The organism is Streptomyces sp. NPDC005805, assembly GCF_040630445.1.
In the GTDB taxonomy this organism is placed as follows: Bacteria; Actinomycetota; Actinomycetes; order Streptomycetales; family Streptomycetaceae; genus Streptomyces.
Genome location: NZ_JBEXXN010000084.1, coordinates 1 through 21,043, shown reverse-complemented (window position 1 = coordinate 21,043; position 21,043 = coordinate 1). Strand labels below are relative to the sequence as shown.

Here is a 21,043-nt window from a genome sequence, read left to right as displayed (position 1 = left end):
GGCACGGCGGGCGTCCCGGCGGCGCACGGCGCGGGTGGCCGCGTCGGCCGGGGCGGCCGGGGCGGGGCCGGGGGCGCGGCGGCCGCTGCGGGAGCCGATCCGGTCAGCGGGGCCGAGGACGGCGCGGAAGCTGCCCCGGCCGCTACGGCGGGCGCGGAGGGGGCCGAGGCCGCAGGGATCAGCGAGGCGCAGGCCGAGCTCGCCGCGCAGCGGGAGTTGCGGGAGCGGATCGCGCGGCGGCGGGCCGGGCGGGAGGGGCCGGTGGAGAGCGGGGGGAAGCTCAGCGGGACCGCCGCCGATCTGCTCGCCGCCGTGCGGGCGGTGGAGAGCGGTTCGGCCGCCGGAACCGAGTTCTTCGACGCCGCGCCCCCGCGCCCCGCGCCACAGGTGACGGCCCGGCCCGAGCCCGCCGCCCCGCAGCGGGAGGTCGCGCCGGGGACGCTGGACGAGGTGCGGGCCGTGCTCGCCCGGGGCGGGGCGCCCGAGAGCCTCGCGGGCCCCGTGGCCGAGGTGCTCGGGGAGTCCGCCGCCGCGCTGCTCGCCGAGGACCCGTGGCAGCTCCTCTCCGTGCCCGAGGTGCGCCCCGAGCAGGCGGACGGCTTCGCGCGGGCGCTGCTCGGCCCCGAGTGCGGCCCCGGTGACGAGCGCCGCGCCGCCGCCCTGGTGGCCTGGGTGCTGGAGCACGCCGCCGTGCGCGGCCACACCGTCCAGGAGGTCTCCGCCGTCCGCGCGGCCCTCGCCCAGCGCCAGGTCCCGGAGCCGGACAAGGCCGTGGAACTGGCCGTCGAGACCGGTGCCGCGCTCGTCTTCCAGGGCGGGGTGGAGGAGACCGCCGACGACGCCCCCGAGGAGGAGCCCGCCGCCCCCGTGCCCGTACTCCTCGGGCTGGACCGGTACGCGATGGCCGAGGAGAGCCTCGCCGAAGGGCTCGCCCGGCTCGCCCGCACCGGTCCCTCCGAGGAGTGGGAGGGCCCCGAGCTGGTCCGGGCCGCCGGCGCGCACGGGCTCGTGGTGCACACCGGCGGCGAGGCGTCCCGCGCCGAGCCGGTCGCGCTCGTCGCGCACGCCCGGGAGCGCGGGCTGCGCGCCCTGGTGGCCGTGCACAGCCCGAACGGCTGCCGTCGCCTGGGCCCCGAGGCGGACGCGGTCACCGTGGCCGGGCTGCTCGGCGGCTCGGCCGGCCCCGGCCGGGACGAGGACGGGGCCCTCGCCCTGGACCTGCTGGTGGTCCTCGACGCCCCCCAGCTCGACGTGGAGACCGCCGCGATGCTCGTCGAGTCGCTGCCCGACGGCTCCCGCCTGGTGCTCGGCGGCGACCCCGGGGTCCTCGGCTCCGCGGGCGCGGGCCGGGTCTTCGCCGATCTGCTCGCCGCCCGGGTGTGCCCGCAGATCGCCTCCCGCACCCCGGACCCGGGCCCCCTCGGCGAGCTGGTCTCGGGCATCGGCGTCGGCGAGCTGAACCAGGTGGAGGCCCCCGGCAAGGAGCTGGTCATCGTCCCCGTGCGGGACGCGGGCGAGGCCGTCCACCGCACGGTGCAGCTCGTCGCCGACTCCGTGCCGCGCGCCATCGGCGTCCCCGCCGACCGGACGCAGGTGATCACGGTGGGCCACGGCGGCGCGGCCGGCACCCGGGCGCTGAACGCGGCCCTCAAGGAGCGCCTCAACCCCGGCCCCGGCCGCTTCGGGGGCTTCGACCCGGGCGACCGGGTGGCCTACGCCCAGGCCCCGGGCCGGACCCTGACCGGCACCGTGGTCTCGGCCGAGGCGGAGGGGCTGCGGGTGGAGTGCGAGGGCCGCCCGGTGCTGGTGCCCCGGGCCCGGGTGGAGTCCGCGCTGCGCCACGGCTGGGCCGTGACGGCCCATCAGGCGGCCGGGGCCCGCTGGCCGGCCGCCGTGGTCGTGCTGCCGGGCGACGCCGCGCCGGGCCTGAGCCGCCCCTGGGTCTACACGGCCTTCGGCCGCGGCGAGCGGCACGTCTCGGTGGTCCACGGCGTCGACCAGGCGCTCCCCCGGGCCGTCGCCGAGGTCCCGGACGCGCCCCGGTCGACCCGTCTGCGCACCCTGCTGGAGGGCCTGCTCGCGCCGTCCCCCACCTCCTGAGCCGTCCACCGGCACCCGCACCCACCGGCCCCGCACACGAACGGGCGCCCCGTCCGGCCGGGGCCGGGCGGGGCGCCCGAGGGGACGCGGTCGGGGGCGGCGTCAGGCGTCGTCGTCCCGGTCCTCGAAGCCCTCCAGCTCGTCCTCGTCGAAGACCGCACTCACGTCGAACCGGCACACCACCCGTTCCGGGTCGGCCTGGTCGAAGGGGGCGCTCAGCCACTCCCCCGGCTCGGGCAGCTCGTCCGCCGCGGCGACCCAGAGGGTGGAGTCGCCCTCCTCCAGCCCGAACTCCTTGTGCCGCGAGGCGATTTCGTCCGGCTCGAACTCACCGAAGAGGACCCCCAGCGCCGCGTGCACACTGCTGCCCACGACCGGGGCGTCGGAGGGGCGGGCCGGGGCGTCCGGATCGAGGTCGGCGATGCGCTGTGCCTGGGCGAGCAGCCGCTGCGGCTCGGCCACCGCGTAGTCGCGGCGGATGAGGACGCTGAGGGCGTTGGGCTCCTCGGGGCCCGCGTACGGCGGCAGGGAGTCGTCGGCGCCCGGGATCTCGAAGGGGGTCACCTCGTCGTAGCGGTCGTAGAGCCGCTCGTCGTACGCCTCGGCCGCGGCGGCGAGGGCGTTGAAGGACTCGTAGACGGCGGGGTCGTCGTCGCCCGTGCGGTTCTCGACCGCCGCGAGGTGGCGGTCCAGTGCGGCCTTGACCGCGTCGGCGGCGGCACGTACCTCGGCAGCGGTGGGCTGCGCAGCATCAGACATAGTGCGCACGCTATCCGTACCGGGCGGCTGCCCGCACAATAGATGCGATGCCGGAATACGAATTCACAGACGTGTACGTGCCGCGCGGGGTCTCCCGCAGGGAAGCGGCGCGACTGCTCACCGACCACGCCGAGTACGGACACTGGGAGTTGGACCGACTGACGCTGCTGAGAGACGGCAGCCGCCGTGTGCGGCTCCGCCGTCGCATCATCCGCCAGGTGCGCGCCACCTGGTAGACACCTGGCAGGGACCTGGCAGAGGCGTCAATGGCAAGGAGCGGGCCCGTGGAAACGGACCCGCTCCTCGTCGTGCCGCGCACGTGTGGGGCGTGCGTATGTGGGGGGAAGGGAGGGGGCGGCCGGTCCTGACCGTCCGCCGCCCCGTGCGCACCGGTCGTCTAGGCGGCCCGGCGCGCCTTGCGGTAGAGCACGGCGCCCGCGAGCAGCAGGCCCGCACCGACCGGTGCGGCGACGCCCAGAGCGCCCGCGCCCGTCGCGGCGAGGTGCTCCTCCGGCGGCGTGACCGTCTGGGTGCCCGGCGTGTTCGGGGTCCCCGGCTCGCCCGGCTTCTCGGGCGTGACCGGGGTCTCGGGGGTCTCGGGCTCCTCGGGGGTGCCCGGCTTGCCGGGCGGTGTGGGGGTGTCGGGGCCGTTCTCGCAGTCGTTGCCGAACGACGGGTTGAGGAGCCCCCCGATGGTGACGCTGTTCCCGCACGCGTTGACGGGGAGATCGATCGGGACCTGGACCGAGTTGCCCGAGCCGACGCCCGGGGAGTTGCTCGTGCCGCCGTCCGCGTGCGATCCGCCCCCGCCTCCGCCGCCCGTTCCCCGGGAGACGTTGGCGCACTTGTTGCCCATCGCCGGGTTCAGGAGCCCGACGACGTTCACGGTGTTCCCACAGGCGTTCACGGGGACGTGCACGGGCGCCTGGACCGAGTTGCCGGACAGAACGCCGGGAGAGTTCGACGCCCCGCCATTCGCCCCCGAGTCCGCCTGCGCGTAGCCCCCGCCGAGGGCGAGTACGCCCCCCGCGGCCGCCACGGTGACCAGGCCCTTGCGCGTGACCTGTCGCATGGTGATGCCCTGCCTTCCACTTCCTTCGGTACCCCGGTGCACGCCCGGGGAGGAGAACCGGGCGGCTCCGGAGTGCATGGCATGCACTCCGGAGCCGCCCGGAATCCGACCCGGTCCTGGAGCGGTCCGGGCCGCAACGTCACATGAACGTCAGGCGTTGACGCAGGTGTTGCCGAAGGCCGGGTTCAGCAGGCCGATCACGTTGACGGTGTTGCCGCACACGTTGACCGGGACGTGGATCGGCGCCTGGATCAGGTTGCCGGAGAGCACGCCGGGGGAACCGACAGCGGCGCCGTGGGCACCCGAGTCGGCCATGGCGACACCCGCGCCCGCGAGCACCAGACCACCGGTGGCAGCCGCAGCAGCGACGACCTTCTTGATCATTATTCCTCCTAGTTGGCAAAACGGCCCCAACCGCGGACCGCATCACCTGTAACGAGGGGGAGGCACGGGGGCTACGAGGCGAAACCCCCGTTCACTCTTTCCGGTGGGCGGCGGACAGACGGACGATTTGCGGCAGCCTCGACGGCGGCCGGCCCGGGGGCCGGGCTCAGCAGGCGTCGAGGAAGCGGTCCAGCACCCGGACCCCGAACTTCAGGCCGTCCACCGGGACCCGCTCGTCCACACCGTGGAACATGCCCGCGAAGTCCAGCTCCGGGGGCAGCTTCAGCGGCGCGAAGCCGAAGCAGCGGATGCCGAGGTCGTCGAAGGACTTGGCGTCGGTGCCGCCGGAGAGCATGTACGGCACGGCCCGCGCGATGGGGTCCTCGGCCTTGAGGGCCACCTGCATGGCGTCCACGAGGGCGCCGTCGAAACTGGTCTCCAGGGCCTTGTCGCCGTGCACGTCCTCCCGCCGGACCCGGGGGCCGAGGAGCCGGTCCAGGTCCGCGAGGAACTCCTCCTCGTAGCCGGGCAGGAACCGCCCGTCGACATGGGCGGTGGCCTGGCCGGGGATGACGTTCACCTTGTAGCCGGCGCCGAGCATGGTCGGGGCCGCGGAGTTGCGCAGGGTCGCGCCGACCATCTTGGCGATGCCGCCCAGCTTGGCGAGGGTGGCCTCCATGTCCTCGGGGTCGAGAGGGGTGCCCAGCGCGTCGGACAGCTCGTCGAGGAAGGAGCGGACGGTCTTGGTGACCCGGACCGGCCAGGTGTGGCGGCCCAGCCGGCCGACGGCCTCGCACAGCTCGGTGATCGCGTTGTCGTCATTGGTCATCGAGCCGTGCCCGGCGGTGCCCTCGACCGTGAGGCGCATCCAGTGCATGCCCTTCTGCGCGGTCTCCACCAGGTAGAGGCGCAGGTTCTCGTTGACCGTGAAGGAGAAGCCGCCGACCTCGCCGATCGCCTCGGTGACGCCCTCGAAGAGGTCCGGGTGCTTGTCGACGAGGTACCGCGCGCCGTAGGTGCCGCCGGCCTCCTCGTCGGCGAGGAAGGCGAGCACGACGTCGCGCGGGGGCTTGCGGCCGGTGCGCAGCCGCTCGCGCACCACCGCGAGGGTCATGGCGTCCATGTCCTTCATGTCCACCGCGCCCCGGCCCCAGACGCAGCCGTCCGCGATCTCGCCGGAGAAGGGGTGGTGGGTCCAGTCCTCCGCGTTCGCCGGGACGACGTCCGTGTGGCCGTGGATGAGCAGCGCGGGGCGGGACGGGTCCTCGCCCTCGATCCGGGCCACGGTGGAGGCGCGGCCCTTGTGCGACTCGAAGATCCGCGGTTCGAGGCCCACCTCGGCGAGCTTCTCGGCGACGTACTCGGCCGCCGCGCGCTCACCGGGGCCGGAGTGGTCGCCGTAGTTGCTGGTGTCGATCCGGATCAGCTCACGGCAGAGGTCGACGACCTCGTCCTCGCCCGAGACCGCCGGGGCCGTCCTGTCCTCGCTCACGCGTTCCTCCCGCTGTCGCTGCTGGTGGTCCACCCCCCATCCTCCCGCCACCGGGCCCTCCGCCCAAGGGCGACCACCGGCCGTCACACCGTGTTCACCACCGGGACCCGCGGCCGGGCGGGCCCTCGGGGGGTGCCGGGGGCGCTCGGGGGGTGTGATCGAGGGGGGTCGAATGTTTGCTATGGTTTTCCACGTCGGAGCGGCCCGGGGCCGCGAGACAGACACCTTGTCCGGGTGGCGGAATGGCAGACGCGCTAGCTTGAGGTGCTAGTGCCCTTTATCGGGCGTGGGGGTTCAAGTCCCCCCTCGGACACCAGCAGAGACCCCAGTCGATCTGGGGTCTTTTGCGTTTCCGGGCCCTTCCCCTGCCCGCCCGCCCTGAGCCGCGCCCGCCCGGTCGGTCGTCGATACTGAGGAAATGGGCAATCTCGGGCGAAACGCCCCGGCGGGCCGGCAGGGTGAGCGGGTGGCGCCGGGGGACGGGCCGGTGGGCGGCGGTCCGGGGGCCCGGCGTGGTGGGGCGGGGCGGTGGGGGCTGTCGCGGGTGAAGCCGCGGACCGTCGCCGGGCAGGTGTTCCTGCTGCAGCTGGTGGTCGTCCTGGTGCTCATCGCCATCGCCGTCGTGGTCCTCGTGATCCAGGACCGCAACCGTGCGATCCAGGAGGCCCGCGACCGGTCGCTGGTGGCGGCCGAGGCGTTCGCGAACGCCCCGGGGACCGCGGAGGCGATGCAGAGCGACGACCCGACGGCGGCGCTCCAGCCACGGGCCGAGGCGGTGCGCAGGAACACCGGCGTCGACTACGTCGTGGCGCTGAGCCCCTACGGCTTCCGGTGGACCCATCCGGACCCGGACCAGGTCGGGAAGCATGTGTCCACCTCCTACGGCGAGGCCCTTGAGGGCGAGCCGCACCAGACGACCTTCGACAGCAGTCTGGGGAAGGCGGTCGACTCGACGGTGGCCGTCTTCGACGAGAACGGGACCGCGGTCGGCCTGGTCACCGTGGGCGTCACGGTCGACAAGGTGACCGACGTGGTGCAGCACCAGCTGCCGGTGCTCTTCACCGCCGGCGGGGTCGCGCTGCTGCTGGCCGCGGGTGGGTCGGCGCTGGTCAGCGGGCGTCTGCGGCGTCAGACCCGGGGCCTGGGGCCGGTGGAGATGACCCGTATGTACGAGCACCACGACGCGGTGCTGCACGCGGTCCGCGAGGGCGTGCTCATCCTGTCCGGCGACGGGCGGCTGCTGCTGGTCAACGACGAGGCGCGCCGGCTCCTCGCCCTGCCGCCGGAGCCGGAGGGCAGGCCGGTCACCGATCTCGGGCTGGGCCCGGACCTGGCCGGGCTGCTGGGATCGGGCCGTGCGGCCACGGACCAGGTCTTCCTGGCCGGGGACACCCTGCTCGCGGTCAATGTGCGACCGGTGGGCCCGGCGGGAGGCGGCAGCGTCGCCACCCTGCGGGACACCACCGAGCTGAGCGCCCTCGCGGGCCGGGCGGACGTGGCGCGCGGGCGCCTGCAGTTGCTGTACGACGCGAGCACGCGGATCGGGACCACCCTCGACATGAAGCGCACCACCGAGGAGCTGACCGAGGTGGCGGTCCCGCGCTTCGCCGACTTCGCCACCGTCGAGCTGGTGGAGTCCGTCCTCCAGGGCGGTGAGCCGACGGGGGCGAGTACGGAGATGCGCCGTATCGCGGCCGCGGGCATCCGGGAGGACGCGCCCCTCCACCCCACCGGGACGCTGGTGCGCTATGTGCCCGGCAACCCCGTGGCCATCGGGATGACCACCGGCCGACCGGTCCTGGTGGAGCACCTGGCCCTGGCCGACGGGTGGCGGGCGCAGGACCCGGAGCGGACCCGGCGGGTGATCGAGTACGGCATCCACTCCATGATCTCGGTGCCGCTGCGGGCCCGGGGCCAGTTGCTGGGCATCGTGGAGTTCTGGCGTTCGGAGCAGGACCCCTTCGAGCCGGACGACCTGTCCCCCGCGGAGGAACTCGCCGCCCGGGCGGCGGTGTGCATCGACAACGCGCGCCGCTACACCCGGGAGCACACCACGGCCGTCACCCTCCAGCGCAGCCTGCTGCCCGGCACCTTCCCCGAGCTGTCCGCCCTGGAGGTCGGGCACCGGTACCTGCCCGCCCAGGCGGGGGTGGGCGGCGACTGGTACGACGTCATCCCGCTGCCGGGGGCCCGGGTGGCGCTGGTGGTCGGCGACGTCGTCGGGCACGGTCTGCACGCCGCCGCGACGATGGGCCGGCTGCGGACCGCGGTGCACAACTTCGCCGCCCTGGACCTGCCCCCGGACGAGCTCCTGGCGCACCTGGACGACCTGGTCACCCGGATCGACCTGGACGCGGCGGCCGAGGGCAACCCCGAGACGGTCACCGGCGCGACCTGTCTGTACGCGGTCTACGACCCGGTCTCCGGGCGGTGCGTTCTCGCGCGGGCCGGGCATCCCGGTCCGGCGCTGGTCCCGCCCGACGGCGCCGTGACCTTCCCCGAGATCCCCGTAGCCCCGCCCCTGGGCGTGGGCGGCGGTCTGCCGGTGGAGACGGGCGAGCTGCGGCTCGCCCCGGGCAGCCGGCTGGTCCTCTACACCGACGGGCTGGTCGAGGCCCGCGGCCGGGACATCGACGTGGGCCTCGGCATGCTGAGGGACGCGCTCGCCGACACGGCCGGCGCCTCCCTGGAGGACACCTGCGGGACGGTGCTCGACGCGATGCTGCGGACCGGGTCGAGTGACGACGTGGCCCTGCTGATCGCGCGCACCCGGCTGCTCGACCCGGATCAGGTCGCGGAGTGGGAGGTGCCCGACGACCCCGCGGCCGTCCCCCGGATCCGTGCCGAGGCCGCCCGCAGGCTGGCGGAGTGGGGGCTCGACGAGGTCGCCTTCACGACCGAGCTGATCGTCAGCGAACTGGTGACCAACGCGATCCGGTACGGCAGGGGCCCCATCGGTCTGCGGCTGCTGCGTGACCGGGACAGCCTGATCTGCGAGGTCGCCGACGGCACCAGCACCTCCCCGCATCTGCGTCGCGCGGCCTTCACCGACGAGGGGGGCCGCGGGCTGTTCCTCGTGGCGCAGCTGTCCCGGCGTTGGGGGACCCGCTACACCGACCGGGGCAAGATCATCTGGGCGGAGCAGGCGCTCGGGGCGGAGGTGGCCGGGGACCTGGGTGTTCTCCTGATGGAGGACCTGTGAGGCGGGCGGGCGGCGAGCACCGCGCCGGCGGGAAGCGGGAGCGGTTCAGCGCGTGCGGGTTCAGCGGGAAGCGGCGCGCCGTGCTCAGGTGCCGCCGTCGACCGTGAGGTACGGAATCCTGGCCGGGTCCTGGCCGAAGGCCGCCCCGAGGTAGACGGCCGACAGTTTGGCGAGCGTCCCGTCGTCGATGAGCTGGCGGATGATCCGGTCCAGCTCGCCCTTCTCGGGCGAGCCCTTGGGGTACAGGGCGCCGTACCCCTGGTCGGTCCGGTACTGGCCGAGGAGGCGCACGCTGCCCTCCCGCTTCTGGAGGTACGGCAGCAGGATGGTGGTGTCGTGGACGACCGCGTCGATCCGGCCGTCCTCCAGCGCCTCGACCATCGCCGGGTCGTTGGCGAAGGGGGTGACGGGCTCGGTCGGCCGCAGCCGGTTCTCGACGAACTCCTCGCCCGTGGTGCCCTCGGCCACTCCGATGCGCACGTCACGGATGGTGTCCTCGTTGATGTTCTCGCCGTCCCTGATCAGCACTCCCAGGGTCGAGGAGAGATAGGGCGGGGAGAAGTCGGCGACCCTGCTGCGCTCGGGGGTGATCGTGATCTGCGCCAGGGCCAGGTCGAAGTCCTTGCTGCGGCCGGAGACGACCTCCGGGAAGGGGGCGTTCTCCACCTTCACCCGGTCGAGTCCGGAGCGGTAGGCGATATTGGCGGCCATGCAGTACTCGTAGCCGCTCCGGACGGTCTCCGGTGTGTCCCCGTTCCACCAGCCGGGCGCCGGCAGGGTCGTTCTGACCGTGAGGACGCCCGCGGTCACGGGCGACAGGTCGAACTCCCCGTACTGTCCCGAGACCGCGCAGTCGCCGTAGCGGGCCTTCGACGTATCCGGGCCCTCCTGGTCGCACGCCGCCGTCGTGACGACGAGCGCGGCGGCGGCAGCCAGGGAGACGATCGCTGCCGCGGCGCGCATCAATTGCACCTCCGGTCGGGACGTACTCCTTGAGTCACCATAAATCACCCCGAACCATACGACGGCCGGAGCCACGTGGGAGGACGTAGAGTCCGGGCGGTGAGGCGACGGCACAGGGGGTCCGGGTGGTGAGGCGACGGCACAGGGACCCCGCGCCACTGCCCCAGCGGGACGGGATCGATCCGGTGCGGGTGCGGCTGCCCGAGGATCCGGCGGGGGCCTGGGCGACCGTGGGCGAGTATCTGGTGGCGCGGTACGGCGGGGCGATCGGGGCGGAGCGGGTGGCGGCGATGCTCGCGGAGGGGCGGTTCGTCGGCGCCGAGGGGCCGGTCCACGGGGAGGAGCCGTACGTTCCGGGGCGGACGCTGTGGTTCCACCGGGATCTCGCGCCCGAGGCCCCGGTGCCGTTCGACATCGGGATCGTGCACCGGGACGAGCGGCTGCTGGTCGTGGACAAGCCGCACTTCCTGGCGACGATGCCGCGCGGCAGCCATGTCACCGACACCGCCCTGGCCCGGCTGCGGCGGGAGCTGGGGCTGCCCCGGCTCCAGCCCGCGCACCGGCTGGACCGGCTGACGGCCGGGCTGGTGCTCTTCGTGGTGCGGCCGGAGGACCGGGGGGCGTACCAGTCGCTCTTCGCGGAGCGGCGGGTGCGCAAGGAGTACGAGGCGGTGGCCGCGTACGACCCGGCGGTGGCGCTGCCGCGCACGGTGCGCAGCCGGATCGTGAAGGAGCGGGGGGTGCTCGCGGCACGGGAGGAGCCGGGCGAGCCGAACAGCGAGAGCCGGATCGAGCTGGTGGGGACGGCCGGCGGGCTCGGCCGGTACCGGCTGCTGCCGCGTACCGGCCGGACCCATCAGCTCCGGGTGCACATGAACACGCTGGGGCTGCCGATCCTGGACGACCCGCTGTATCCGGTGGTCCGGCCGGCGGCGGAGCCGGAGGACTTCGGGCGCCCGCTGCAACTGCTCGCGCGGGCCCTGGAGTTCACCGACCCCGTCACCGGACGGGAGCACCGGTTCACCAGCGGGCTGCGGCTGGCTCAGTGGCCTCGGTCGATCCAGTCCTGAAGGTGGGGTGCTTCGGCGGCGATGGTGGTCGACTCGCCGTGGCCGGTGCGTACGACGGTGTCCGGGGGGAGGGTCAGGAGCCGGTCGCGGAGGGAGTCGATGATGGTCGGGAAGTGGGAGAACGACCGGCCCGTGGCACCGGGGCCGCCGGCGAAGAGAGTGTCCCCGCTGAAGAGGGTGTTCAGGTCCGGTGCGTGGAGGCAGACCGCGCCGGGGGCGTGGCCGGGGGTGTGCAGCACGGTCAGGGTGGTGCCGGCGACGGTGAGTTCCTGCCCGTCCGCGAGGTCGGCGTCGGGGGCGCGGTCGGGGTGGGTCTGCTTCCACAGCGGCAGGTCGTCGGGGTGGAGGAGGACCGGCGCGCCGGTGGCGGCGGCGAGGGCGGGGGCGGCGTCGATGTGGTCGTCATGGGCGTGGGTGCACACAATGGCGCGCAGGGTGCGTCCGTCGAGGGCGGTAAGGACGGCGTCGGCGTCGTGGGCGGCGTCGATGACGATGGCCTCGGTGTCGTCGCCGACGATCCAGACGTTGTTGTCGACGTCCCAGGTGCCGCCGTCGAGGGAGAAGGTGCCGGAGGTGACCAGGTGATCGATACGGGCGGCCATCAGAGCACCACCACCGAGCGCAGGACGTCGCCCTCGTGCATCCGGGCGAACGCCTTCTCGACGTCACCGAGGCCGATGGTCTCGGTGACGAACGCGCCGAGGTCGATGCGGCCCTGCTGGTGGAGGTCGATCAGCATCGGGAAGTCCCGGGAGGGCAGACAGTCCCCGTACCAGGACGATTTGAGGGCCCCGCCGCGCCCGAACACGTCGAGGAGGGGGAGTTCGAGTTTCATGTCCGGGGTCGGGACGCCGACGAGGACGACGGTGCCGGCCAGGTCGCGGGCGTAGAACGCCTGCTTGTAGGTCTCGGGGCGGCCGACGGCCTCGATGACGACGTCCGCGCCGAAGCCCCCGGTCAGCTCCCGGATCGCCTCCACGGCGTCGGTGGAACGGGAGTTGACGGTGTGGGTGGCGCCCATGGAGCGGGCGGTCTCCAGCTTCCGGTCGTCGATGTCCACCGCGATGATCCTCGCGGCCCCCGCGAGGCGGGAGCCGACGATCGCCGCGTCCCCGACCCCGCCGCAGCCGATGACGGCGACCGTGTCGCCGCGTCCGACCTGCCCGGTGTTGACCGCCGCGCCGATCCCGGCCATCACCCCGCAGCCCAGCAGCCCCGCCACCTCGGGCGCCACGGACGGGTCGACCTTGGTGCACTGACCCGCGGCGACCAGGGTCTTCTCGGCGAAGGCGCCGATACCGAGGGCCGGTGAGAGTTCCGCGCCGGTCGCGGCGACCGTCATCTTCTGCTTCGCGTTATGGGTGTCGAAGCAGTACCAGGGCCGGCCCCGCAGACAGGCACGGCAGCGGCCGCAGACCGCGCGCCAGTTGAGGACCACGAAGTCCCCCGGGGCGACCTCGGTGACCCCGTCGCCGACCGACTCGACCACACCGGCGGCCTCGTGGCCCAGCAGGAAGGGGAACTCGTCGTTGATCCCGCCCTGCTTGTAGTGCAGATCGGTGTGGCACACCCCGCAGGCCTGGATCTTCACCACCGCCTCCCCCGGCCCGGGATCCGGAATGACGATCGCCTCCACCCGTACCGGCTCGTCCTTCCCGGGTGCGATCACACCGTTCACCTGCTGCGGCATGTCTGTGGCCTGCCCTTCCTCGCACAGTGATGTCGTCCCCCACTATGGCCCCTCCGGGCGGCGCGCGCCGGGGTTGTGGAAACGGCGCGGCCCCGCCGCCCGTGCGGTGACGGGCGGCGGGGCCGGGCTTAGGAGGTGTCCGGGGCTCAGAGCTCCGTGCGCCCGGCGGCGACGGCGTTCACCCGGCCGCGGACCACGAACCAGCCTCCGACCAGGGCCGCGGCGATCAGCGGCAGGCAGTTGATGGTGGTGCGGCTGATCCCGCCGTCCATCCACATCAGGACCAGCACCGAGCCCAGGAACATCAGGGTGACGATCTGGGTGTACGGGGCCCACGGCAGGCGGTAGAAGGGGCGGCTGAGCAGGCCGGCCTGGGAGCGGTGCCAGAACAGCAGCGAGCAGAGCATGATCATCCCCCAGGTGCCGATGATGCCGACGGAGGCGAAGTTCAGCACCAGCTCGAACGCCTCGCCCGGCATGACGTAGTTGAGGACCACGCCGAGGACACCGAAGGCCGCGGTCAGCAGGATGCCGCCGTAGGGGACACCGCCCTTGTTCATCACACCGGTGAACTTCGGCGCGGAGCCCGCGAGGGACATGGAGCGCAGGATGCGGCCGGTGGAGTAGAGGCCGGAGTTCAGGCTGGACAGGGCCGCGGTGAGGACGACCAGGTTCATCACGCCCGCCGCGCCGGGGATGCCGAGCTTGTCGAAGACGGTGACGAAGGGGCTCTCGCCCGCCGAGTACGCGGTGTACGGGAGGAGCAGGGCGAGCAGGACGACCGAGCCGACGTAGAAGAGGCCCACGCGCCACATGATCGAGTTGATCGCGCGCGGCATGATCTTCTCGGGGTTCTCGGTCTCACCGGCGGCGACGCCGCACAGCTCGACGGAGGCGTAGGCGAAGACCACGCCCTGGATCAGCAGCAGCATCGGCAGGACGCCGCTGGGGAAGATGCCGCCGTTGTCGCTGATGGTGGAGAAGCCCGGGGTGTGGCCGCCGATGTCGTGGGAGGTCACGACGAGGAAGATGCCGATGAGCATGAACAGGACGAGCGCGGCGACCTTGATGATCGCGAACCAGAACTCCATCTCGCCGAAGTACTTCACCGAGATGAGGTTGGCGGCCAGGACCACGGCGAGCGCGATCAGGGCGAGGATCCACTGCGGGACGTCGCTGAACATGGCCCAGAAGTGGGCGTAGGTGGCGGCCGCGGTGATGTCGGCGATGGCGGTGGTCGACCAGTTCAGGAAGTACAGCCAGCCGGCCGTGTAGGCGCCCTTCTCGCCCATGAACTCACGGGCGTAGGAGACGAAGGCGCCGGAGGAGGGGCGGTAGAGCACCAGCTCGCCGAGGGCGCGGACGACGAAGAAGGCGAAGACACCGCAGACCGCGTAGGCGATGAAGAGGGAGGGGCCCGCGTTCGCCATGCGCCCGCCGGCGCCGAGGAACAGGCCGGTGCCGATGGCGCCGCCGATCGCGATCATGTTGATGTGCCGCGACTTGAGGTCCTTGCGGTACCCGGCGTCTCCGGCGTCGACGTGGGGGGAGCCCGTCGAGGGGGCGGGCGTCTCGGCCTCGGCCGTGATGCGGTCACTCATAGGGGGGTGTTCGCCTTTGTGAGGGGTTCTGTGCGGTGCCCGGCCGTCTGCCGGCGGCCTGCCCGATCGATGCGGGGTGATCACCACCGAGCGGCCCGAGGGCGCGGGGGACCGGGGCTCATCGTCGAGGCAACCCTGGGATTCTGGCAGTGGCCTGCCTCACTCAGACATAGATCTGAGGTATTCCAGAGGTTTCGACAGGGTGAAGCAAGGATGACATGCGCGGGAGGGTGCTCTTGACCGGCAGCCCCCGCTGCCGGGGTGAGGGCCGGACGGCTCAGGGGGCGAGCACGTCCAGCTCCTCCAGGGCGCCGACGGCGATCTCCCGGGTGAGGCGCTCGGCCCGCTCGGCGTCACCTTCGCGAACGGCCTCGGCGACCTGGACGTGCAGGGTGACGGCGGCCGGGTCCGGGTCCTCGAACATCACATGGTGGTGGGTGCGCCCGGCCAGCACCTCGGCGACCACGTCCCCGAGCCGGGCGAACATCTCGTTGCCCGAGGCGTTCAGCACGATCCGGTGGAAGGCGATGTCGTGCTCCAGGTACGCCTCCAGCTGCTGGCCGCGGGAGGTGGCGACCATGCCGAGGGCGCACTCGGTGAGCCCGGCGCACTGCTCGGGGGTGGCGTTCACGGCGGCGAGGGAGGCGGCCACCGGCTCGATCGCGGAGCGCAGCACGGTGAGGGAGCGCAGCTGGCGGGGGCGGTCGGCGCCGGCCAGGCGCCAGCGGATGACGCGCGGGTCGTAGACGTTCCACTCCTCGGTGGGCCGCACGGTGACGCCGACACGCCGGCGGGACTCCACCAGGTGCATCGACTCCAGGACACGGACCACCTCGCGGACCACCGTGCGCGAGACGTCGAAGCGCTGGGCGACCTCGTCGGTGCGCAGCACACTGCCCTGCGGATACTCGCCCGCCGTGATGGCGAGGCCGAGGGTGTCGAGCACGTGCGTGTGAAGCCCTCGGCCTTCGGTGGTCATGGACAAAGCGTACGGGCTCCTGGTCGGCGGGCGGCCTACCGGACCGGCCCCGGGCGACGCGGAGGGAGACGCGGGCGGCCCGGGAGGAGCGGGCGAGAGAAACCCGGGAACAAAAAGTATGACGTTTATGTCTCAGACTCTTGAATACGTCGTACCTAATAGGTTTCAGTAGCGCGACGGACCGACGCCTTCCGGCCACCGGCCACACGGAGACGGCGGTCCGAGTCGACGAAGACGAACAGCGAGGCACTGATGAGCACCCCTCACGTCGTTGTGGTGATGGGCGTGGCAGGCACCGGCAAGACCACGGTCGGCCCCCTGCTCGCCGCCGCACTGGGCGTTCCCTACGCCGAGGGCGACGATTTCCATCCCCCCGCCAACATCGCCAAGATGTCGGCCGGCACCCCGCTGGACGACGAGGACCGCCGGCCGTGGCTGGACGCCATCGGCGCCTGGGCCCACGAGCGGGCGGGCCTCGGCGGTGTCGTCTCCAGCTCCGCCCTCAAGCGCGACTACCGGGACCGGCTGCGGGCCGCCGCGCCGGACGCGGTGTTCCTGCACCTGACCGGCGACCGGGAGCTCATCGAGCGCCGGATGTCGCAGCGCCGGGGGCACTTCATGCCCACGGCCCTGCTGGACTCGCAGTTCGCCACCCTGCAACCGCTGGGCGACGACGAGGCGGGTGTCGCCGTCGACGTGACCGGAACCCCCGAGGAGATCACCGAACGGGCCGTCGCCGCGCTGCGCCGGCTCGACGGCTGACCACCCACCGCTCCGGGCCCCGGGCCCCTCCCCCGACTCCCTCCCCCTGACGAAGGAACCACCGTGACCAGTCTCAGCGTCGAGATGCTGGCAGCGGACACCGTCGAGCCGATCACCTCGGCGGGCGATGCCCAGCTCGGCATCGCCGTCCTCGCGGGCATCGCCGTCATCGTCCTGCTCATCACGCGCTTCAAGCTCCATGCCTTCCTGGCCCTGACCATCGGCTCGCTCTCCCTCGGCCTGTTCGCGGGCGCGCCGCTGGACAAGACCATCGCCTCCTTCACCGCGGGGCTCGGCAGCACCGTGGCGGGCGTGGGCGTGCTGATCGCCCTCGGCGCGATCCTCGGCAAGCTGCTCGCGGACTCCGGCGGCGCGGACCAGATCGTCGACACGATCCTCGCGAGGGCGAGCGGGCGCGCCATGCCCTGGGCGATGGTGCTCATCGCCTCGGTCATCGGTCTGCCGCTCTTCTTCGAGGTCGGCATCGTGCTGCTGATCCCGGTCGTGCTGATGGTCGCCAAGCGCGGCAACTACTCGCTGATGCGGATCGGCATCCCGGCCCTGGCCGGTCTGTCCGTGATGCACGGTCTGATCCCGCCGCACCCGGGCCCGCTGGTCGCGATCGACGCCATCGGCGCCAACCTCGGCGTCACCCTGGCGCTGGGCCTGGTCGTCGCGATACCGACGGTGATCATCGCCGGTCCGGTGTTCTCGAAGTTCGCCGCCCGCTGGGTGGACATCCCCGCGCCGGAGAAGATGATCCCGCAGCGCGCCTCGGAGGAGCTGGAGAAGCGCCCCGGCTTCGCCGCCACCGTCTCCACGGTCCTGCTGCCGGTCGTCCTGATGATGGCGAAGGCGCTGGTCGACATCGTCGTCGACGACCCGGCGAACCCCGTCCAGCGGGTCACCGACGTCATCGGCTCGCCGCTGATCGCCCTGCTCGCCGCCGTGCTCGTGGGCCTGTTCACCCTGGGCCGCGCGGCCGGGTTCACCAAGGAGCGGATCGGCTCCACCGTCGAGAAGTCCCTCGCCCCGATCGCGGGCATCCTGCTGATCGTCGGCGCGGGCGGCGGCTTCAAGCAGACCCTGATCGATATCGGCGTCGGCCAGATGATCCTGGACTTCTCCAAGGACTGGGCCATCCCGACACTGCTCCTCGCCTGGCTGATCGCGGTCGCGATCCGGCTGGCGACCGGTTCGGCCACCGTGGCGACCATCTCGGCCGCCGGTCTGGTCGCCCCGCTCGCCGCCGACATGTCGACCTCGCACGCGGCCCTGCTGGTCCTCGCGATCGGCGCCGGCTCGCTCTTCTTCAGCCATGTCAACGACGCCGGATTCTGGCTGGTGAAGGAGTACTTCGGGATGAGCGTCGGCCAGACGATCAAGACCTGGTCGGTGATGGAGACCATCATCTCGGTCGTCGGCATCGTCTTCGTCCTGCTGCTCTCCCTGGTGTTGTAGCCCGGACCCCTCCTGATCGGCCGGCCCGGCCCGCGTCCCCCGCGCGGACCGGGCCGGTCCCGTTTCCGGCACCCGGGGCGGGGCCGGTGGTGCCGCGGGCGGGCGGGGGCGCGGTGCCAGAATTGCGGCCATGGAGAAGCGCGAAGCCCTGAAGCCGTATCTGCTGGCCTTCCCCGGCCCGCTGCGCGACCGGTTGGTGGACGCCGTGCTGCGCGGCGAGAAGGTCTCCACGACCGGGCTGCTCGCCGAGTACGAGGTGGAGGACGAGGAACTCCCGCCGGTCGGCGAGCGGTCGGCCCTGATCGACTCGGCGGGCCGGGAGGTCGCCGTACTGGAACTGACCGAGGTGCGGGTCCTCCCGCTCGGCGAGGTCGACCTCCGGCACGCGCTCGACGAGGGCGAGGGGCATCGCTCGGTGGCCGAGTGGCGGGCCGCGCACGAGGCGTTCTGGCACGGCGAGGAGATGCGGGAGGCGCTGGGGGACCCGGAGTTCACGGTGGACGACACCACGATGGTGGTGGCGGAGCGCTTCCGGGTGGTGGAGCGGCTGGACGGCGGGGCCGTCCCTGAGCCCGCGCCCGCCGCCGACACCTCGACCGCCGCGCCCGTTCCCGATCCCGCCGCGCCCGCCACTCCCGCGCCCGTTCCCGATCCTGATCCCGGCGAGGAGATCCTGGACGTGGTCGACGAGGAGGACCGCGTCACCGGGCAGGCCCCGCGCGGCGAGGTGTACGCGCGCGGGCTGCGCCACCGGGTCGTGTTCGTGCTGGTCCGGGACGCCGAGGGGCGGGTCTTCGTACACCGCAGGACCGCCACGAAGCAGGTGTTCCCGTCCCGGTACGACATGTTCGTCGGCGGGGTCGTCGGCGCGGGCGAGAGCTACGACGAGGCGGCGCTGCGGGAGGCCGAGGAGGAGCTCGGGGTGCGCGGACTCCCCCGTCCCGTCCCGCTCTTCCGGTTCCTGTACGAGGACGGCGGCGACCCGGCCCGCAGTTGGTGGTCGGCCGTCTACGAGGTCCGCTGCCCCCTGCCCGTCCAACCGCAGGAGTCGGAGGTCGCCTGGTACGGCTTCCTGACGGACGAGGAGCTGGACGCGCGGCTCGGCGGCGCCTGGGAGTGGGCGCCGGACGGCCTCCACGCGTACCGCAGGCTCCTCGCGCTCCCGCGCGGGCGGCGCGGGTAGGGTGCGCAGCGTGAGCGAATGGGTACGCGGCCTGCGGCTGTGGTTCGCCCCGGCACGCATCCGGGACGAGGGCGAGACACCGGACTACCGCTTCTCCCTCGCCAATGAACGCACCTTCCTCGCCTGGATCCGGACCGCCCTCGCCCTGATCGGCGGCGGGTTCGCCGTCGACCAGTTCCTGCCCGACCTGCACCGGTCCGTCCGCGTCACCCTGGCCCTGGCGCTGATCGCCACGGGCGCGGTGTGCGCGGTGCGGGCGGTGAACCACTGGGTGCGCTGCGAGCGGGCGATGCGCCGCGGCGAGGATCTGCCCGTCTCCCGTTTCCCCGCGCTGCTGGCCCTGCTGGTGGCGGCGGTCGCGGTGGTCATGGTGGTGGTCGTGGCGCTGGGGGACGTGTGAGGACGGCCCCGGAACGGGACCCGGGGCTCCAGCCGGAGCGCACCCGGCTCTCCTGGCGGCGCACCACACTGAGCTGGACGGTGGTCGCCGTGCTCGCGGTGCGCCAGGTCGTGGACGACGGCGTGACCTGGGCGGGCGTGGTCGCCCTGGCCCTGTGCGTGGCCGCGATGCTGGCCTTCCTGGCGCTGGCGCACCGGCGGATCACGGCGATGGGCGCCGCCCGGCCCGCCGCGCTGACCCGGGCGGAGGCCCTGGGGGCGGTGGCGTGCACGCTGGCGCTGGCGGCGTTCGCCGTGGCCATCGTGGTCTGAGCGGCGCTGCTCGGTGGGCCGGCTTGCCGCTCGTGGGCCGGCTTCCGGGGCGCGCGGCCCGGTGAGGGGTGCCGGGGCCCGGGTCGGACTAGCCTGGAAAGCGGCAGAACGCCCCATATCACCCACATCAAGGTGAGCGCCATGACCGTCCTCCACCAGGAGCACCCCGCACACACCCACTCCCACGGCCCGGACTGCGGCCACACCGAGATCCGCCACGGCGACCATCTCGACTACGCGCACGACGGCCATCTGCACCGGGAGCACGAGGGCCACTGGGACGAGTGCGAGCCCGGCGAGCACGTCTCCCACAGCGGTCACGCCCATCAGCACGGCTCCGGCTGCGGCCACCCGGCGATCGTCCACGGCGACCACGTGGACTATGTGCACGACGGGCACCGTCACGCCGAGCACGACGGGCACTGGGACGACCACTGACCCGAGCGACCGGCCCGGCGGCGGCTCCGGCCGCCGCCGTCCTGTTTCCGGCCCTGACCGGCGGCCCTGTTTCCCCCGGCGGCCCCGACTGGCAGGCTCTGAGCGGCAGTTGCACGCGACAGCGGGCTACTGCCCGCGACGACGACCGACCGGACGACCACCGGGGGGAGACCTCGTGCCCGCCACGGACCCGTACACCACCCGTCTCGCACCCGGGGTGCACGCCTATATCCAGCCCGACGGCGGCTGGTGCCTCAACAACGCGGGGTTCGTGAGCGACGGCGGCTCCACCCTGCTGGTCGACACCGCCGCCACCGAGTCCCGGACGCGGGCCCTGCGCGAGGCCTGCTCGCCACCGGCGCCCCGCTCCCGGGGACCGTCGTCAACACCCACCACCACGGCGACCACACCTACGGGAACGCTCTTTTCCTGCCCGGGGCCGTGATCGCCGGGCACGAGGCGTGCCGACGGGAGGTGCTGGCGGCCGGGCGGCAGCTCCATCTGGTGTGGCCGCGGACGGACTTCGGCGAGATCAGCGTCACCGCGCCGACCCTGACCTACCGCGACCGGCTGACCGTCCACGTCGGGGAGATCGAGGCGGTCCTGCTGCACCCGGGCGGGGTGGCGCACACCACCGGGGACACGGTGGTGCACCTGCCCGGCCGGGGGGTGGTGTTCACCGGCGACCTGGTCTTCCAGGGCGGGACGCCGTTCGTGCCGACGGGGTCGCTGCGCGGTTCGCTGCGGGCCCTGGAGGTGCTGCGGTCGCTGGACGCGGAGGTGGTCGTCCCCGGCCACGGGCCCGTGACCGACCCCTCGGCGTACGACGAGACCGAGCGGTATCTGCGGTTCGTGGCCGCGCTCGCCGAGGAGGGGCACGCGCTCGGGCGCACTCCGCTGGAGACCGCGCGCCGGGCGGATCTCGGGGAGTTCGGGAAGCTGCGGGAGCACGAACGCCTGGTGGCCAATCTGCACCGGGCGTACGCGGAGCTGGACGGGCTGCCGGAGGGCTCCCCGCTGGACATCGCCACCGTCTTCGCGGACATGGCGGCGATGAACGGCGGGGTGCCGGTGGCCTGCCACGCCTGAGAAAGTGTTGGGTAAGCCGTTGATCACTCGTGGTTGAGGTCTTCGGTGAGGCGTCGGGCTGCTTCGGTCTCGATGGGGCCGTGCGGC

19 protein-coding genes, 1 tRNA gene and 2 pseudogenes are annotated in these 21,043 nt (G+C 73.2%); 13 read left to right on the top strand and 9 right to left on the bottom strand.

Annotation, left to right across the window (positions count from 1 at the left end; all coding sequences use genetic code 11):
* Window positions 1-2,100: helix-hairpin-helix domain-containing protein (locus ABZ457_RS29330; protein WP_359163681.1), on the top strand; the 2,100-nt coding region annotated here is incomplete at its 5' end.
* Between the two features lie 102 nt (window positions 2,101-2,202).
* Here ABZ457_RS29330 and ABZ457_RS29325 read toward each other — a convergent pair.
* On the bottom strand, window positions 2,203-2,859 hold the full coding sequence (locus ABZ457_RS29325; RefSeq protein WP_359163678.1) for a hypothetical protein: 657 nt from the start codon (window positions 2,857-2,859) through the stop codon (window positions 2,203-2,205).
* 47 nt (window positions 2,860-2,906) lie between these two features.
* On the opposite strand from ABZ457_RS29325, the gene ABZ457_RS29320 reads away from it, so the two are divergent.
* On the top strand, window positions 2,907-3,095 hold the full coding sequence (locus tag ABZ457_RS29320; protein ID WP_026277856.1) for a DUF5703 family protein: 189 nt from the start codon (window positions 2,907-2,909) through the stop codon (window positions 3,093-3,095).
* A 161-nt stretch (window positions 3,096-3,256) separates the two neighbouring features.
* Here the strand turns inward: ABZ457_RS29320 and ABZ457_RS29315 are convergent, their stop codons facing one another.
* The 3 genes from ABZ457_RS29315 to ABZ457_RS29305 form a co-directional block, all read right to left on the bottom strand.
* Window positions 3,257-3,931, bottom strand: a complete 675-nt coding sequence (locus ABZ457_RS29315; RefSeq protein WP_359163673.1) for a chaplin — start codon at window positions 3,929-3,931, stop codon at window positions 3,257-3,259.
* A 150-nt stretch (window positions 3,932-4,081) separates the two neighbouring features.
* Window positions 4,082-4,315, bottom strand: a complete 234-nt coding sequence (locus tag ABZ457_RS29310; RefSeq protein ID WP_018849027.1) for a chaplin — start codon at window positions 4,313-4,315, stop codon at window positions 4,082-4,084.
* A 166-nt stretch (window positions 4,316-4,481) separates the two neighbouring features.
* Entirely contained in the window at window positions 4,482-5,807 is a 1,326-nt protein-coding gene (locus ABZ457_RS29305) for a M20/M25/M40 family metallo-hydrolase (RefSeq protein WP_359163669.1), read from the bottom strand.
* Window positions 5,808-6,035: 228 nt separating this feature from the next.
* Here ABZ457_RS29305 and ABZ457_RS29300 point away from each other — a divergent pair.
* Window positions 6,036-6,123, top strand: a tRNA-Leu gene (locus ABZ457_RS29300).
* Between the two features lie 228 nt (window positions 6,124-6,351).
* The gene (locus ABZ457_RS29295; RefSeq protein WP_359163666.1) at window positions 6,352-9,009 is read left to right on the top strand and encodes a SpoIIE family protein phosphatase; all 2,658 of its coding nucleotides are present in this window, start codon (window positions 6,352-6,354) and stop codon (window positions 9,007-9,009) included.
* An 84-nt stretch (window positions 9,010-9,093) separates the two neighbouring features.
* Here ABZ457_RS29295 and ABZ457_RS29290 read toward each other — a convergent pair whose 3' ends face one another.
* The gene (locus tag ABZ457_RS29290; protein ID WP_359163663.1) at window positions 9,094-9,972 is read right to left on the bottom strand and encodes an ABC transporter substrate-binding protein; all 879 of its coding nucleotides are present in this window, start codon (window positions 9,970-9,972) and stop codon (window positions 9,094-9,096) included.
* 128 nt (window positions 9,973-10,100) lie between these two features.
* Between ABZ457_RS29290 and ABZ457_RS29285 the strand changes: the two genes are divergently transcribed.
* On the top strand, window positions 10,101-11,042 hold the full coding sequence (locus ABZ457_RS29285; RefSeq protein ID WP_359163660.1) for a pseudouridine synthase: 942 nt from the start codon (window positions 10,101-10,103) through the stop codon (window positions 11,040-11,042).
* Here the strand turns inward: ABZ457_RS29285 and ABZ457_RS29280 are convergent.
* The 4 genes from ABZ457_RS29280 to ABZ457_RS29265 form a co-directional block, all read right to left on the bottom strand.
* Complete coding sequence (locus ABZ457_RS29280) at window positions 11,015-11,644, bottom strand: MBL fold metallo-hydrolase (protein WP_359163657.1); 630 nt, start codon at window positions 11,642-11,644, stop codon at window positions 11,015-11,017. The genes ABZ457_RS29285 and ABZ457_RS29280 overlap by 28 nt on opposite strands.
* Window positions 11,644-12,732 carry an S-(hydroxymethyl)mycothiol dehydrogenase gene (locus ABZ457_RS29275; RefSeq protein ID WP_359163654.1) on the bottom strand — a complete coding sequence of 363 codons (1,089 nt, stop codon included), beginning with the start codon at window positions 12,730-12,732 and terminating at the stop codon, window positions 11,644-11,646. The genes ABZ457_RS29280 and ABZ457_RS29275 overlap by 1 nt, the downstream gene beginning before the upstream one ends.
* Before the next feature lie 146 nt (window positions 12,733-12,878).
* Window positions 12,879-14,333 carry an amino acid permease gene (locus tag ABZ457_RS29270; RefSeq protein ID WP_359163652.1) on the bottom strand — a complete coding sequence of 485 codons (1,455 nt, stop codon included), beginning with the start codon at window positions 14,331-14,333 and terminating at the stop codon, window positions 12,879-12,881.
* A gap of 277 nt (window positions 14,334-14,610) precedes the next feature.
* Window positions 14,611-15,312 carry an FCD domain-containing protein gene (locus ABZ457_RS29265; RefSeq protein WP_359163649.1) on the bottom strand — a complete coding sequence of 234 codons (702 nt, stop codon included), beginning with the start codon at window positions 15,310-15,312 and terminating at the stop codon, window positions 14,611-14,613.
* Window positions 15,313-15,564: 252 nt separating this feature from the next.
* Between ABZ457_RS29265 and ABZ457_RS29260 the strand changes: the two genes are divergently transcribed.
* From ABZ457_RS29260 to ABZ457_RS29225, 8 genes and pseudogenes are all read left to right on the top strand, one after another.
* Window positions 15,565-16,074 (top strand): gluconokinase, encoded by a 510-nt coding sequence (locus ABZ457_RS29260; RefSeq protein WP_359163646.1) that lies wholly within the window; start codon window positions 15,565-15,567, stop codon window positions 16,072-16,074.
* Between the two features lie 63 nt (window positions 16,075-16,137).
* On the top strand, window positions 16,138-17,535 hold the full coding sequence (locus ABZ457_RS29255) for a gluconate:H+ symporter (protein WP_359163642.1): 1,398 nt from the start codon (window positions 16,138-16,140) through the stop codon (window positions 17,533-17,535).
* A gap of 130 nt (window positions 17,536-17,665) precedes the next feature.
* A pseudogene (locus ABZ457_RS29250) lies at window positions 17,666-18,067 on the top strand (ASCH domain-containing protein); the annotation flags it as partial.
* A 138-nt stretch (window positions 18,068-18,205) separates the two neighbouring features.
* Window positions 18,206-18,718 (top strand): NUDIX domain-containing protein, encoded by a 513-nt coding sequence (locus tag ABZ457_RS29245; RefSeq protein ID WP_359163683.1) that lies wholly within the window; start codon window positions 18,206-18,208, stop codon window positions 18,716-18,718.
* A 10-nt stretch (window positions 18,719-18,728) separates the two neighbouring features.
* Window positions 18,729-19,118, top strand: a complete 390-nt coding sequence (locus tag ABZ457_RS29240; RefSeq protein ID WP_359163639.1) for a DUF202 domain-containing protein — start codon at window positions 18,729-18,731, stop codon at window positions 19,116-19,118.
* Window positions 19,115-19,429: a DUF202 domain-containing protein gene (locus tag ABZ457_RS29235; RefSeq protein WP_359163636.1), complete on the top strand. Its 315-nt coding sequence runs from the start codon at window positions 19,115-19,117 to the stop codon at window positions 19,427-19,429. Before ABZ457_RS29240 ends, ABZ457_RS29235 begins: the two co-directional genes overlap by 4 nt.
* A 141-nt stretch (window positions 19,430-19,570) precedes the next feature.
* A complete protein-coding gene (locus tag ABZ457_RS29230; RefSeq protein ID WP_359163633.1) occupies window positions 19,571-19,867 on the top strand; it encodes a hypothetical protein in 297 nt (98 codons plus the stop codon).
* 175 nt (window positions 19,868-20,042) lie between these two features.
* Window positions 20,043-20,956: pseudogene (locus ABZ457_RS29225) on the top strand (MBL fold metallo-hydrolase).
* The last annotated feature ends 87 nt before the right edge of the window (window positions 20,957-21,043 follow it).